The organism is Polymorphobacter megasporae (assembly GCF_018982885.2).
GTDB lineage: Bacteria > Pseudomonadota > Alphaproteobacteria > Sphingomonadales > Sphingomonadaceae > Polymorphobacter_B > Polymorphobacter_B megasporae.
In genome coordinates this window covers 2,115,473-2,129,885 of sequence record NZ_CP081848.1, presented here as the reverse complement: position 1 = coordinate 2,129,885, position 14,413 = coordinate 2,115,473, and the positions used below count along the sequence as shown (strand labels likewise).

General features: G+C 67.7%; 12 protein-coding genes. 6 read left to right on the top strand and 6 right to left on the bottom strand.

Translation table 11 applies throughout. The annotated features are described in order from the left end of the window. Positions 1 to 49: 49 nt before the first annotated feature. From paoC to KTC28_RS10090, 6 genes are all read right to left on the bottom strand, one after another. Positions 50 to 2,269, bottom strand: coding sequence for an aldehyde oxidoreductase molybdenum-binding subunit PaoC (gene paoC, locus KTC28_RS10115; protein WP_216708790.1), 2,220 nt, complete (start codon positions 2,267 to 2,269; stop codon positions 50 to 52). Beyond that, the gene (locus KTC28_RS10110; RefSeq protein ID WP_216708789.1) at positions 2,266 to 3,219 is read right to left on the bottom strand and encodes an FAD binding domain-containing protein; all 954 of its coding nucleotides are present in this window, start codon (positions 3,217 to 3,219) and stop codon (positions 2,266 to 2,268) included. Before KTC28_RS10110 ends, paoC begins: the two co-directional genes overlap by 4 nt. After that, positions 3,216 to 3,851 carry an aldehyde dehydrogenase iron-sulfur subunit PaoA gene (gene paoA / locus KTC28_RS10105; RefSeq protein ID WP_216708788.1) on the bottom strand — a complete coding sequence of 212 codons (636 nt, stop codon included), beginning with the start codon at positions 3,849 to 3,851 and terminating at the stop codon, positions 3,216 to 3,218. The genes KTC28_RS10110 and paoA overlap by 4 nt, the downstream gene beginning before the upstream one ends. A gap of 124 nt (positions 3,852 to 3,975) precedes the next feature. Then, positions 3,976 to 5,199, bottom strand: a complete 1,224-nt coding sequence (locus KTC28_RS10100; protein WP_216708787.1) for a dicarboxylate/amino acid:cation symporter — start codon at positions 5,197 to 5,199, stop codon at positions 3,976 to 3,978. Next, on the bottom strand, positions 5,196 to 6,230 hold the full coding sequence (locus KTC28_RS10095; protein ID WP_216708786.1) for an LLM class flavin-dependent oxidoreductase: 1,035 nt from the start codon (positions 6,228 to 6,230) through the stop codon (positions 5,196 to 5,198). Before KTC28_RS10095 ends, KTC28_RS10100 begins: the two co-directional genes overlap by 4 nt. Before the next feature lie 2 nt (positions 6,231 to 6,232). Further along, entirely contained in the window at positions 6,233 to 7,156 is a 924-nt protein-coding gene (locus tag KTC28_RS10090; protein WP_216708785.1) for an ATP-grasp domain-containing protein, read from the bottom strand. Positions 7,157 to 7,292: 136 nt separating this feature from the next. Between KTC28_RS10090 and KTC28_RS10085 the strand changes: the two genes are divergently transcribed. From KTC28_RS10085 to KTC28_RS10060, 6 genes are all read left to right on the top strand, one after another. After that, on the top strand, positions 7,293 to 7,724 hold the full coding sequence (locus KTC28_RS10085; RefSeq protein WP_216708784.1) for a DUF2231 domain-containing protein: 432 nt from the start codon (positions 7,293 to 7,295) through the stop codon (positions 7,722 to 7,724). A gap of 11 nt (positions 7,725 to 7,735) precedes the next feature. After that, positions 7,736 to 9,067, top strand: a complete 1,332-nt coding sequence (locus KTC28_RS10080; RefSeq protein ID WP_216708783.1) for a PQQ-dependent sugar dehydrogenase — start codon at positions 7,736 to 7,738, stop codon at positions 9,065 to 9,067. 54 nt (positions 9,068 to 9,121) lie between these two features. Beyond that, on the top strand, positions 9,122 to 9,823 hold the full coding sequence (gene gst, locus KTC28_RS10075; RefSeq protein ID WP_216708782.1) for a glutathione transferase, Atu5508 family: 702 nt from the start codon (positions 9,122 to 9,124) through the stop codon (positions 9,821 to 9,823). A gap of 172 nt (positions 9,824 to 9,995) precedes the next feature. Next, positions 9,996 to 11,291 carry a cytochrome c gene (locus KTC28_RS10070; protein ID WP_216708781.1) on the top strand — a complete coding sequence of 432 codons (1,296 nt, stop codon included), beginning with the start codon at positions 9,996 to 9,998 and terminating at the stop codon, positions 11,289 to 11,291. After that, positions 11,288 to 11,752 (top strand): (2Fe-2S)-binding protein, encoded by a 465-nt coding sequence (locus KTC28_RS10065; RefSeq protein ID WP_216708780.1) that lies wholly within the window; start codon positions 11,288 to 11,290, stop codon positions 11,750 to 11,752. Before KTC28_RS10070 ends, KTC28_RS10065 begins: the two co-directional genes overlap by 4 nt. Beyond that, positions 11,749 to 14,079, top strand: a complete 2,331-nt coding sequence (locus tag KTC28_RS10060) for a xanthine dehydrogenase family protein molybdopterin-binding subunit (protein ID WP_216708779.1) — start codon at positions 11,749 to 11,751, stop codon at positions 14,077 to 14,079. The genes KTC28_RS10065 and KTC28_RS10060 overlap by 4 nt, the downstream gene beginning before the upstream one ends. The last annotated feature ends 334 nt before the right edge of the window (positions 14,080 to 14,413 follow it).

Genomic DNA, 14,413 nt, shown 5'->3' with positions numbered 1-14,413 from the left:
TCAGCCTGCCTTATGGGGGAGCCGCCAGGTGCGGCGGCTCCCCACTCAGTCACGCGACCTTCGGCAGGCGGTCGATGAACTTGTCGAGGGTGATCGGGTAGTCGCGAACGCGGACCCCGGTGGCGTTGTAGACCGCGTTGGCGATCGCCGCGCCGACGCCGCAGAGGCCAAGCTCGCCGACACCTTTGGCCTTCATCGGCGACGACAGCACGTCGGCCTCGTCGAGGAACACGACCTCCTGATGCGGGATGTCAGCGTGGACCGGCACCTCGTACGTGGCGAGGTCGTGATTGACGAAGTAGCCGAAGCGCTTGTCGACCGCGAGTTCCTCCATCAACGCTGCGCCGACGCCCATCGTCATCGCGCCGATGACCTGGCTGCGCGCCGATTTCGGGTTGATGATCCGACCGGCAGCGCAGACCGCGAGCATACGACGGACGCGGGTTTCGCCGGTATAGGCGTTGACGCTGACCTCGACGAAATGCCCGGCGAAGGTCGACTGCTGGAAGCGCTTATCGAGGTCGCCATATTCGATATGGTCCTCGACGGTCAGGTCGCCGTCCTTCGCCGCGTCGCCGATCGCGACGCTACGATTGCCCGCGCCAACCTTGCCGCCGCTGAATTTGGCGTCGGCGGAGTTGAAGCCGAGCTTCTGCGCGACTGCCTCGCGCAGCTTGGTACAAGCGGCATAAACCCCCGAGGTCGAGTTGTTCGCGCCCCACTGCCCGCCCGATCCAGCCGATGCCGGGAAGTCGGAATCACCGAGCATCACGACGACCTTGTCGAGCGGCAGGCCCATCATCTCGGCCGCAGTCTGCGCGATGATCGTGTAGGTGCCGGTGCCGATATCGGTCATGTCGGTCCGGACGGTGACGACGCCGTGGCGGTCGAGGCTGACCTTGGCACCCGACTTGGTCAGCATATTGTTGCGAAACCCGGCGGCCATGCCCATGCCGACCAGCCACTGCCCGTCGCGCACCTGCCCGGGCTTGGCGTTACGCTTACTCCAGCCGAAGCGCTCGGCCCCGAGGTGCATGCACTCGACCAACTGGCGCTGCGAGAATTTGCGCTCGGGCTTTTCCGGATCGACCTGCGTGTCGTTCTTGGCGCGGAAGTCGATCGGATCCATGCCGAGCTTCTCGGCCATCTCGTCCATCGCGATCTCGAGCGCCATCAGGCCGGGAGCCTCGCCAGGCGCGCGCATCGCGTTTCCCTCGGGCAGGTCCATCACGGCAAGCCGCATCAGTGTCATGCGATTGGCCCCGGCATACAGCAGCTTGGTCTGCGATACCGCAGTCTCGGGCTTGCCGTCGGGCAGGTTGCCCGACGTGCTCTCGTGCGCGATCGCGGTGATCGTCCCATCGCGGTCCGCGCCGATGCGAATGCGCTGGATCGTCGCCGCCCGATGGGTCGAATTGTTGAACATCATCGGCCGCTGCATCGTGACCTTGACCGGCCGCCCCGCCGCCTTGGCCCCGAGCGCCGCCAGCGGAGCATCGGCGCGAACGAACAGCTTCCCGCCGAAACCGCCGCCGATATACGGCGAGTCGATGCGCAGGTTGGCCTCCGGGATGCTCAGCGTCTTGGCGAGGTCCTTCTTGCCCCAGGTGATCATCTGGTTCGATGTCCAGATCGTCAGCTTATCGCCGTTCCACGCGGCGATGCTGGCGAACGGCTCCATCATCGCATGGCTCTCGTCGGGCGTCGTGTAGGTCGCGTCGAGCTTGACCGGGGCCGAGGTAAACGCGCCTTCGAAATTGCCGACACGATCGATCTTGGGAGCGCTGCTGCCCTCGCCGCTGCCACCGCCTTCAAGCGGCGCGCTCGGCGCCAGTTCAGCGAGATCGAACCTGCCCTTGCCCCTCGCGTAAGTCACCCGCACGAGATTGGCGGCGGCCCGCGCCTGCTCGAACGTCTCGGCGACGACGAGTGCGATCGCCTGATGATAATGCGCGACATCGGCACCGCCAAACAGGTGAGCGACATTATGCTCCGCCAGCGGCAGCTTCGGCATGTCGAGTGTCGACACGATGGCGATCACGCCCGGAGCGGCCTTTGCCTCAACGAGGTCCATCGCCGTGATGCGTCCCGTGGCGATCGCCGAGCCGACGATATAGCCATACGCCTGATTGGGTGCGACGTCGTGGCGTTCGTACGCGTACGGCGCAGTGCCGGTCGTCTTGAACTTGCCGTCGATTCGATCGGTGGGCTTGCCGACGAGCTTGAGCTGGTCGATCGGGTTCTGACCCGCGGGAGTATCGAACTTCATGCTGCCCTCGCTTCGGCCATGACCGCGCCGAGCGTTCGCTCGACGAGTGGCACCTTGAATGCATTATCGTGGGTCGGCTTCGCGTCGGCGAGCAACCGCGTCGCGACCGCATGGGCCCCTTCCGGCAATGCGGCGTCCGCTGCCGCAACCCGCCACGGCTTGGGCGCGATCCCGCCGATCGCGACGCGTCCGCTACCGTCGCGCTGGAGGATCGCCGCGACGGAGACGAGTGCGTACGCATAAGACGCGCGGTCGCGGACCTTGTGGTAGATGTGCGTCCCGCCAAGCGGACGCGGCAAGGTCACCGCCGTGATCAGTTCGCCGTGCGCCAACGCGTTGTCGATCTGCGGGGTCTTACCGGGCAGCACGTGGAAGTCGCTGATCGCGATGTTTCGCGTCGCACCGTCGGGGCGGATCGTTTCCACCGTCGCGTCGAGCAGCCGCATCGCGACCGCCATGTCGCCCGGGTAGGTGGCGATGCAGGCGTCGCTCGTCCCGATGATCGCGAGCTGGCGGCTGTAACCACCGATCGCGGCGCAACCCGATCCCGGGCGGCGCTTGTTGCACGCCTGGTTGGTGTCGTAAAAATACGGGCACCGCGTGCGCTGGAGCAGGTTGCCGGCGGTCGTCGCCTTGTTGCGCAACTGGCCCGACGCACCCGCGACGATCGCTCGCGTAAGCACGCCGTAATCTCGACGGACCCTGTGGTCGGCGGACAGGTCGGTATTGCTGACGAGGGCACCGATGCGGAGGCCGCCTTCAGCAGTTGCCTCGATGGTGTCGAGCTTGAGCCCGTTGACGTCGACGATGTGCGTCGGTGTCTCGATCTCGAGCTTCATCAGGTCGAGCAGGTTGGTGCCGCCGGCGATGAACTTCGCATTCGGCTGACGCGCGACCGCCGCAGCGGCCTCCGCCGGGCTCGTGGCCCGCTCATAGGTAAAGGCCTTCATGCCCGCGCTCCCGCGACTTCGGTCATCGCTTCGAGAATGTTGGAATAGGCACCGCAGCGACAGATGTTGCCGCTCATCCGCTCACGCATTTCGTCGTTGGTTACGGCTGGCTTCTCGGTCAGGCTTCCGGTGACATGACTCGGAACGCCGGCCGCAATCTCGGCGAGCACGGATACAGCCGAGCAGATCTGGCCCGGGGTGCAATAACCGCACTGATAGCCGTCGTGCTTGATGAATGACGCCTGCATCGGATGCAGATGCTCGGGCGTCCCGAGCCCTTCGATCGTCGTGATATTGTCGCCCTCGTGCATGACCGCTAGGCTCAGGCAGGAATTGATCCGCTTGCCGTCGACGATCACGGTGCACGCCCCGCACTGGCCGTGATCGCAGCCCTTCTTGGTCCCGGTGAGCTGAAGATGCTCGCGAAGCGCATCGAGCAGGGTGGTGCGCGTATCGAGCGTAAGGTCGCGGCGCGTGCCGTTGACGACGAATGAAACACCCATCATCGTCGGCGGATGCGACGGCACGACGCCCTGCGCCTCGGCACCGGACACTTGCGTCAGCGCCGCCGTCGCAGCACCCGCGGCGAGGACGCTGCGACGTGAAATTTCGAGGTCGATCGTGGGGGTCATAGAAATCCGATCCGGCAAGCGCGCCAGTGAGTGTGTGCGCTTAACGGCCGGAAAGCTGGTTCCGCTCCCATCACTTCGCCCAAAAAGACGTCAGGGGCATCAAGCCGCACGTGCTCGACCGAGATTAGCGCCGTTCGGAACGGGCCGAGGTGGCGGCTACCGAGAGGTCGGCGGTAACGTTTGTGACGGTGTAGAAGATGTCGGGGATGACATCGACCGCGAGGAACAGCGGCAGCAGGTCGATCGGCAGGTTCGCCGCGAGCAGCGCCGGGGCATAGGCCGCGAAAAAGGTCGTTTGATTCGGCAGTCCGGCGATGATCAGCGTGCCTAGGATCGATAGCCCGCCGACCGTCGCGAGCGTCGCGGGGGTAAGATGCGCGCCGGTGAGATGCGCGGTCGCGAGCGTCACGATAACAATCGAGGCGGGCGCGGCGAGCCGGAACAGCGCGACCGCTAGCGGGAGAATGGCGGCGGGCGCGCTCGCCGATCCCGCCGGGGCCAATCGGCCGGCGGCGGCAAGCATCGCCGGGAGCGCGGCGAGCGACGATTGGGTGCTCGCGGCGACCGCCTGCGGCTCGAGCGCCGCCCGGGCGAACGACACCACCGGCACGCGCCCGGCCAGCGCCGCGAGCGCATACATCGCGACGCCGAGGACGACGGTGACCGTGATCTGCGTGCCAACGTAGCTTGCAAGCGCTGACCCTGCGCCGAGCCCAAGCCGCGCGCCAAGGGCGAAGCCGAGCGCGGCGACACCGATGGGCGCAAGCGCGAGTACCCAGCCAACGATCACGAGGATGATCTCCGCCGCCTGCGCCAGCGCATCGAGGATCGTCCGCGTCCGCTCAGGTGGCAGGCGTGCCGCAGCGACGCCGAACAGCAGAGCGAAGATCGCGAGCGGCGGGATCGCGCCTTCGGCCGCGGCGGCAACGAGGTTTGGGGAAACGAGGCCGAGCAGCGCATCGCCCGACCCGGCGAAGTGCCCCGGGACCGGCGTCCCTGCCCCGCGCAGCGCCGCTAGCGACGCCGGATCCGGCGCCCACGCCGACAGCAACGGCGGCCCGAGCAGCATCGCGACGGCGGCGGAGACGACCAGCAGGAATAGGCCGAGCAGCGCCGCACGGCGGATCACCGCGCCGCCGCTCGCCGCCGCGATCGCCCGCGCGGTGCCGGTCGCGGTCAGCGTGACGACGAGCGGCAGGACCGTCATCCGCAGCGCATCGAGCCACAGGGTTCCGACGAGGTTCGCCGCTGCCAGCGCATCGGTCGCGGGCCAGCCGCGGGCAATCGTCAGCGCCCCCGCCGCGATCCCGATAATCAGTCCGGCGAGTGTCGCGAGAGTACGGTTCACGCGGCGTGGCGGAGGTTCGCCGGGATAACCTGTGCGGAGAAGCGCTCCATCTCCTCGATCTGCGGGCTCATCTGGAGGAGGAGGAGATCGAGCCCGGCTGCCTCGAATTCCTCGATCCGCGCAGCAACGTGCTCGGGGGTGCCGACGAGGCCAGGGCGGAGGCCGCGGTTGCTCACCGAATACTCGCGGATCTTGAGCTCGCGTTCGAGCTGGGTGCCTGACAGCCACTGGTCGAAGTTGTCGAACCCCGGCGGCGGGGTGTCGCCCATGTCGGTGATCCGCGCGACCTCGGCGTCGGCCTCGCGCGCGCTGTCGCGGACGATGGCGTACGCCGCCATGCCGTAGATCATTGGCTTCAATCCGAGCCGCTCGCGGCGGGCGCGCATGTCGGCGATCTTGGCGGCGATGACCCCGGGCTCGTCGCCGTGCATGACATAGGCGTCGCACTGCCCGGCGATCAGCGCCTTGGCCGCCTCGGACTCGCCCCCCGCATAACGGATCGGCTTGGCGACCGGCTTGGGCGCGAGGATCGCGTCCTCGGTCCGGTACATCTTCCCGTCGAAGCTGAAGCGCGGCTCGCTCCACAGCCCGTCGACGACGCGCAGCCACTCCGACGTCCGGGCATAGCGGTCGTCATGGGCGTCGAACTGAAGGCCGTATTGGCGCGCTTCCTCTGCCCACCACGACGACACGACGTTGAGGCTCAGCCGCCCGCCGCTGATGTTCTGAATGTTCGCGGCTTGCTTTGCGAACAGCGCCGGCTGGTGGAAGTTGGGCCGGACCGCGACCATCAATTCGAGCCGCTTGGTCACCGCCGCGAGCGCCGCCGCGGTCGACCACGCGTCGAGCGCGGGGGCATCGATCCCCTTGATGTCGTTTAGATTGAGCTCGGCAACGAGAGTCAGGTCATAACCGATCTGCTCGGCGCGGACGCAGAGGTCGCGGGTGTATTCCCAGCTCGCCGACATCCGCTCGTCGGCGACGTTGCGCAGCCAGCCGCCGAAGACCGGAGCCCAAAACCCGTAGCGCATGATCAGGTCCTTTTCGCAGCGATGGCCGCTTCGAGATAGTCGACCAGCTGCTCATGCGGGTCCCAGCCGAGGACGTCGAGCGGCTTGGCGACGAAGTTCGACAGCGCGTTGACATCGTAAAACTTCGCGGTGCCGTCGCGGTCGTCGATCATCACCTCGATACCGCCGACGTCGAGCCTTGCGGCACGCGCGATCCGCTCGGCAGCATCGATCAGTTCAGGCGCAGGATCGGCCCGCGTCATCCGGATCGCGCCCGGTCCGCGTCCAATCTCGCAGGCATCGGCGGGGCACAGGTCGAAGCTGTCGGCGGGGCTCTCGATGTCGATCGCGTAGAGGAACTTGCCGTCGAGCGTCTCGATCCGCGTCACGATCCCGTCGCGGGCCGGGATGTACTCCTGCACCAGCAGCACGCGGTCGACGCTTTCGGGGGTCGTCTTATCGGCGATCGACTGGGCCAGCTCGTCGGCGCTCTGATAGCGAACGATGCCCGCGCCCGACCCGCCGATGTTCGCCTTGACGATGAGCGGGAAACCGATCTCCCGCGCCGCGGCGGGCAGGTCGGCCGCCCGGTGGACGACGCGCGTCCGCGGGATGCCGAGCCCAAGGCCGGCGATCAGCGACAACTGCCGCGCCTTCGATCGGTCAACCGCAATGACCTCCGACCCATTGATCACCCGGGCACCGCACGCTGCCCAATGCGCGAACAGCGCCTCGGCATAGAATATCGCGTGATCGGCCTCGCGCAGGAAACTCGACATCGCGACGCGGCTGAGGACGACCGGCGACGGCGGCTTTGGATCGGCGGGATCGAAGCGGTGGTCGGACAGGTGCAACGCCTCGTAGCGCACCCCTCGCCGGTCGAGCGCGGCGAATAACGGCACGAACCACGCGGGATGCTCGTACAGGATTGTGAGATCGGTTGTCATCGATCACAGATAGCATTCGCAGGCCCGGTGTCATCAGTGATGGTATCGCTATCATGATACTGTCGATCGATCGTTGCCGCGACGGAACCTTCACGCCGCCCGAATGTCCTACTCGGCACACGCATAGGGAACGGCCATGACCGAATTTACTCCGCCGACGACACGGCGGTTGTTCCCGCTTTTCCGCTCGGTATTCGGCTTTGCCTCCGCCTGCTTCGCCGGCGCGCTGGTCACCGACATCGTCTACGCCGACAATGCTGACATGCAGTGGTCGAATTTCTCGATGTGGCTGATCACCGCCGGGCTCATCGTCGCCGCGCTGGCTGCGATTGTCGGCCTCGTGGAACTCGCGACCAGCCGTCCCGGGCATTGGTTTCGGACCGGTTGGGCGCTGCCAGTCGGATCCGCCGCCGCGAGTATCGTCTCGGTGTTCAACGCTTTCGTCCACAGTCGCGACGCCTATGAGTCGGTCGTTCCAACCGGTCTGACGCTCTCGATCGTGGTCGTCGTGATCCTGTTGCTCATTCCCTTCTTTGAGCGCGGCGCGCGCGCCGCCCGTTTCGCATGAAAGCTTATCGCATGACCGCTCTCCGCCCGCTGCTCGTCGGTGCCGGCCTGCTCGCGCTCGCCGCGTGCGGCGACAAGTCGACGATCGATCCGAAAACTCAGATCGGGGCGAACCCGGTTCTTCCCGAGCCGCAGGCGTATCTCCTGCCGCCGATGGATGTGCCGAAAGCGGTCGGGTGGAGCGGCACCCAAACGCCGGTCGTCCCGGCAGGGCTGCATATCGAGGCGCTCGCGACCGGGCTGCTTCATCCTCGGACGATGACCGTCCTGCCCAACGGCGACGTCCTGATCGTCGAAACCAACGGCCCCAAAGCCCCGATCTATCGCCCGAAGGACAAGATCGCGGGCATGATCAAGGCCGAGGGCGGGGCGAGCGCGAAGGGCGGCAACCGCATCACGCTCGTCCGCTACGGCGCCGACGGCAAGCCGACGCTGCGGACGATTTTCCTGTCGGGTCTCCATTCGCCGTACGGTGTCGTACTGGTCGGCAGCGACCTTTACGTCGCCAACACCGATGCGGTCCTGCGCTTCCCGTACCACGACGGCGACACCCAGATCACCACGCCCGGCGTGAAGCTGACCGACCTCCCCGGTGGGCCGATCGACCATCACTGGACCAAGTCGATGGTCGCGAGCGCCGACGGGTCGAAGCTGTATGTCGGCGTCGGGTCGAACAGCAACATCACCGAGAACGGCATGGCCGCCGAGATCGGCCGTGCTGCGGTATGGGAGATCGACCGCGCGACCGGTGCGTCGCGGCTGTACGCGACCGGGCTGCGCAACCCGACCAACCTGACGCTCGCGCCGAGCGGTCAGCTGTGGGCGGTGGTCAACGAGCGCGACGAGCTCGGCCCCGATCTCGTCCCCGACTATATGACGAGCGTCAAGGAAGGCGCGTTCTACGGTTGGCCGTACAGCTATTACGGTCAGCACCTCGATCCGCGCGTCAAGCCGCAGCGCCCTGCACTCGTCGCCACCGCGATAAAGCCCGACTATGCGCTGAGTTCGCACGTCGCCCCGCTCGGCATCACATGGTACGATGCGGCGAGCCTGCCTGCTGCCTATCGCGGCGGGATGTTCGTCGGGGAACACGGCAGCTGGGACCGCAGCCCGGTCAGCGGCTACAAGGTCGTCTTCATCCCGTTCAAGGACGGCAAGCCCGCCGGCATGGCGCAGGACGTCATCACCGGCTTCCTCGGCGACGGCAACACGACGCACGGCCGCCCGGTCGGCCTCGCAGTCGACAAGTCGGGGGCGCTGCTCGTTGCCGATGACGTCGGCAATACCGTCTGGCGCGTGACCGGCACAGCGACGCAGACGGCGATGAACGACACGCGGCGCTAACGAGCGGCGGCGTGCTGCGCTAGGGTCGGTGAGCCAACCCGACCGGAGAGCGCGATGTCCGATTACGACCTGTATTACTGGCCGGTGCCGTTCCGCGGCCAGTTCGTCCGCGCGGTCCTCGCTTACGCAGGTAAGACGTGGACCGAAGCTGATGCCGACGCGATCGGCGAGCTGATGAGCGGCGCGGTCTCGGCGATGCCGGTCCCGTTCATGGGGCCGCCGCTGCTGGTCGATAAGGCCGCCGACTTCGCGATCGCCGAGATGCCGGCGATCATCCTGTATCTTGGCGAGACGCTCGACCTGCTACCGTCGACCCCTGCCCTCCGCGCCACGACGATCAAGACCGTCGCCGATGCCAACGATGTGATCGACGAGCTGACCATCGACGGCGGCAAGCAGATGTGGACTCCCGCGCGCTGGGCGGCGTTCGTCCCGCGCCTGAACAAGTGGATGTCGCTGTGGGAGGAAACCGGACACCGCCATGGGCTGGCGGCCGATAGCGGCTTTGTCCTTGGCGGGGCGAAGCCGGGGATCGCCGACGTCGTCACCGCGACCTTGTGGACGACGATGGGCGACCGCTTCCCGACGCTTGCTGCGATGCTCGACGAGGCGGCTCCATTGACCGCCGCTTTATCGCGCCGCGTCTCCGCGCTGCCACCGCTGGCTAAGCTCGCAACGAAAGCGAGGGAGGACTATGGCGACGCATATTGCGGCGGCGAGATCGAGGCGTCGTTGCGTAAGGTGCTCGGCAGCTAACTCGGCAGCAGCCAACACCGACTGTCATCAAAGCTGTCTGACCTTCGCGTCCTGCTCTTGGGGAGGCGATCGGGCGAAAGTCGTGTATGGTACCGATCGACCGGGGTGCGGCGCGGAGTCGCGGCCGCTCCGCAGTGCCGTCGGAGGAAGCCACGATGACCATAGCCTCGCCTTGCTGAGACGCGTCATTATCGGCGTGGCGGTCGTCGGCCTGCTGGTCGTCATCGGCCTTGCCGCTTTGTCGTGGCGGCCCGCGATCGCCGCGATCGACCGCCCGGCAGCGGCGAGCTTCCCCGCCACGCAGGTCGCGCAGGGCGCGGTCCTCGCGAGCGCGGGCTATTGCTCGGCGTGCCATACGGCCAAGGGCGGCAAGGCGTTCGCCGGGGGCTACCCGATGGCGACCGGGTTCGGCACGGTCTATTCGACCAACATCACCCCCGACGTCGCCACCGGCATCGGCGGCTGGTCCGAACCTGCCTTCCGCCGGGCGATGCACGAGGGCGTGAGCCGCGACGGCGCGCATCTGTTCCCGGCGTTCCCCTACGATCACTTCACCAAGCTGACCGACACCGATGTCGCCGCGCTGTACGCCTATTTTATGACCCGCGAGCCCGTCCGGCAGGAGGCGCGCGACAACACCATCCCCTTCCCGCTCAGCCTGCGCCCGCTCCAGGCCGGGTGGAAGCTGCTGTTCTTCACCCCCAGCCGCTACGTCCCGCAACCCCCGCACGGTGCCGCGTGGAACCGCGGCGCGTACCTCGTCGAGGGCATCAGCCACTGCGGCGCGTGCCATACGCCGCGCAACGCGCTTGGGGCCGAGAAGCACGACCGGATGTACGCCGGGGCCCCGGTCGACCATTGGATCGCGCCGCCGCTCGACGCGACCAACCCCGCACCGCTGGCATGGTCGCACGACGAACTTGTCGCGTATCTCGGCACCGGGATCAGCCGATTCCACGGCACCGCCGCCGGGCCGATGGCCGAGGTCCCGCGCGGCCTTGCAGCACTGCCGCCCGAGGATGTCGCGGCGATCGCGACCTATCTCGTCAGCCTCAATGGCTCCGCCGCGCGCGCCGCCGAGGGACCGGCGGTGGTGCAGAAGGCGCTTGCCGCCGACCGGATCGGGGTCGGGCTGCAATACGACCCGGCGGCGCGGCTGTACGCCGGGGCGTGTGCGTCGTGCCACTATAACGGGCGCGGGCAGGTCAACCCGCTGCGCCCCGACCTCGCGCTCAACACCGCGGTGACGATGGACGACCCGACCAATTTGATCCGCGTCATCCTCTACGGGATCGATGCCAAGGACGGCGCTCCCGGAGTGGTCATGCCGGGCTTCGCCCGCGGCTTCACCGATGCCGATATCGCCCGCCTCGCCGCCTACCTCCGCGCAACGCGGACGACCAAGGCGGCGTGGCCGAGCCTCCAGAACACCGTCGCCAGCATCCGCGCGCAGGGCCAGGGCCAATGACCAGCTTCACGATCAACGGTCGCGCGGTGACCACCGACGCCGAGGACGACACGCCGCTGCTGTGGGTGATCCGCGACGGCGTCGGGCTGACCGGCACCAAGTTCGGCTGCGGCATCGGCATGTGCGGGGCGTGCACCGTCCACGTCGGCGGGCGCGCGACGCGGTCGTGCATCACCCCGCTGGCGTCGGTCGCGGGGGCCGACATCACCACGATCGAGGGGCTCGACCCTTCTTCAAACCACCCGCTGCAAGCGGCGTGGCGCGCGCTCCAGGTCCCGCAATGCGGCTACTGCCAGTCGGGCCAGATCATGCAGGCGGCGGCGCTGCTGCAGGACTTCCCGTCGCCGAGCGACGAGGAGATCGACGCGGTGATGACCGGCAACCTGTGCCGCTGCATGACCTATGTCCGCATCCGCGACGCGATCAAGCAGGCCGCCGGCAAGACGGGGACCCCGGCATGAGCCGCCTCGTCTCCGCCGCAACGTCGCCTCTGTCCCGCCGCGGCTTCCTCGTCGCCAGCGCCGCGACCGGCATCGTCTTCGGCTTTTCGCGCGTCGTCGCTGCGATTGACCCAGCAGTCCCCGGCAGCATCCCTGCGCCGACCACCGGCCCGTCGTTCGACCCGACGATCTGGTTCGGCATCGACGGCGACGGCCTCGTCACGGTCAACATCATCCGCGCCGAGATGGGCCAGCACGTCGGCACCGCCCTCGCCCGCATCCTCGCCGACGAGCTCGAAGCCGACTGGGACAAGGTCCGCATCGTCCACGTCGACAGCGACCCGAAATGGGGCCTGATGGTCACCGGCGGCAGCTGGTCGGTGTGGCAGACCTTCCCGGTGTTCAGTGAGGCAGGAGCCGCCGGACGCATCGCGCTGATCGAGGCGGGGGCGAAACTGATGGGCACCAGCCCCGCAGCTTGCACCGCCCGCAACGGCGCGGTCCATGCCGGGGGGCGGTCGGTATCGTACGGCGACATCGCCAGGAGCGGCGCGGTCGCGCGCCAGTTCACCGCCGACGAGCTGGGCAAGCTGCCGGTCAAGCCGATCGCCGAGCGCCGCCTGATCGGTAAGCCGGTCCACGACCTCGACATCGACGCCAAGACCAACGGCACCGCGCTGTACGGCATCGACGCCAAGGTCCCCGGCATGGTCTATGCGCGGCCCAAGCTGCCGCCGACGCGCAACGGCTCGAAGGTCGTATTGGTCGACGACAGCGCGGCGAAGAAAATCCCCGGCTACCTCCGCTTCCTGATCCTCGACGACCCGTCGAACACCGTCCCCGGCTGGGTCATGGTCATCGCCACGAGCACCTATGCCGCGATCAAGGCGACCGACGCGCTCGACGTCGTCTGGTCGGGCGGCACCGGCATCGACGTGTCGGAGGCGATGCTCCAAGACCATGCGAGGGCGCTCGTCGCCAAGCCCGACGGCGGCATCGAGCTCGATATCGTCAATGCCGCGTCCGCCCCCGCCTTCGATGCCGCCGCCGCGACGACGATCGAGCAGGTCTACACCACCGGCACCGTCCTCCATTTCCAGCTCGAGCCGCTCAACGCGCTGGCGTTCGAGAAGGACGGGGTGTTCGAGATTCACACCGGCAACCAGTGGCAGAGCCTGATCCTGCCGACGCTGGCGAAGGCGCTCGGCGTTGCCGAGACCAAGGTCGTCCTCCGCACCTATTTGCTCGGCGGCGGCTTCGGACGGCGGCTCAACGGCGACTATACGATCCCCGCCGCGCTCGCGACCAAGGCATTGGGCAAGCCGATCAAGATGATCCTGACGCGCGAGGACGACGCGCGCTTCGACTCGGTCCGCTCGCCGTCGGTCCAGCGGCTGCGGATGGAGTTCGACGGCGGCGGCACGATCCGGGCGATGGAGCACCACGCCTGCGCCGGCTGGCCGACGCAGGTCATCGCCGGCCCGACGCTGCTGGCGAAGACCAAGGCGGGCGGGCAGTACGACCCGTTCGCGATCTCGGGCGCCGACCATTGGTACGACGTCGGCCACCAGAAGGTCCGCGCGGTGGCGAACGACCTCGCCAACGCCACCTTCCGCCCCGGCTGGTTGCGCTCGGTCGGTCCCGGCTGGACCAACTGGGCGCTCGAAAGCTTCATCGACGAGGCCGCGCACCACTCGAAGCAGGACCCCGTCGCCTTCCGCCTCAAGCTGCTGACCGGCGCGGGGCGCAACGCCGGGTCGGCGCCCAACGCGATCGGCGGGGCGCTGCGCCAGGCCGAGGTCGTCCGCCGCGCCGCCGCCAAGGCGGGCTGGGGGGCGACGCTGCCGCCGGGCACGGGCATGGGGATCGCGACGAGCTTTGGGCAGGAGCGCGACATGCCGACATGGGTTGCCTGCGTCGCGCGAGTCGCGGTCGATCGCAAGACCGGGATCGTGACGGTCGAAAAGCTGACGATCGTCACCGACGCCGGGACGATCGTCGATCCCGACTCAGCGCTCGCGCAGGTGCAGGGCGGTGCATTGTGGGGCCTGAGCATGGCGCTCCACGAAGGCACCGAATTCGTCGCAGGGCAAGTCAGGGACACCAACCTCGACACCTATACCCCGGCGCGGATCGCCGACGTTCCGGTGATGGACATCAGCTTCGTCGAGAGCGCCTACGTCCCCGTCGGCCTCGGCGAGCCCGCGACGACGGTCGTCGGCCCGGCGATCGGCAACGCCATCTTCGCCGCGACCGGCGCGCGCCTCCGCCACATCCCGATCACCCCGGCGGCAGTGCTGGCGGCATTGGGCGGGGGCGACAGGGCCGGGTCGCAACCAGCCGGCTGATCGCGTCGCCGAGTGGCCAAAGGTTACACAAGTCCACTAAACGACCAGCTTTTCGCCATTCGGACGCGCTGCGGTCGCCAGGTTGTCGCGGCGTTTTGGTTATTGGCCAGACGCCGCCCGCCGGTGAAAGGTTACACAAGTCCACCGAACGACCAGCTTTCACGGTTTCGGGCAGCGATCGCGTGGCGAGATTTTACGAATTCGGACTTCGGCCACCGCCTGTCGTGCGCATCATGCCAGCAATGAGAAAGAGCGCGGCGTCGGCAGATTACACGCCGACTCGAACGCCGGACTCTATGCCATTCGCAGCCGTGTAGGACAGAGCTAAGCGTGC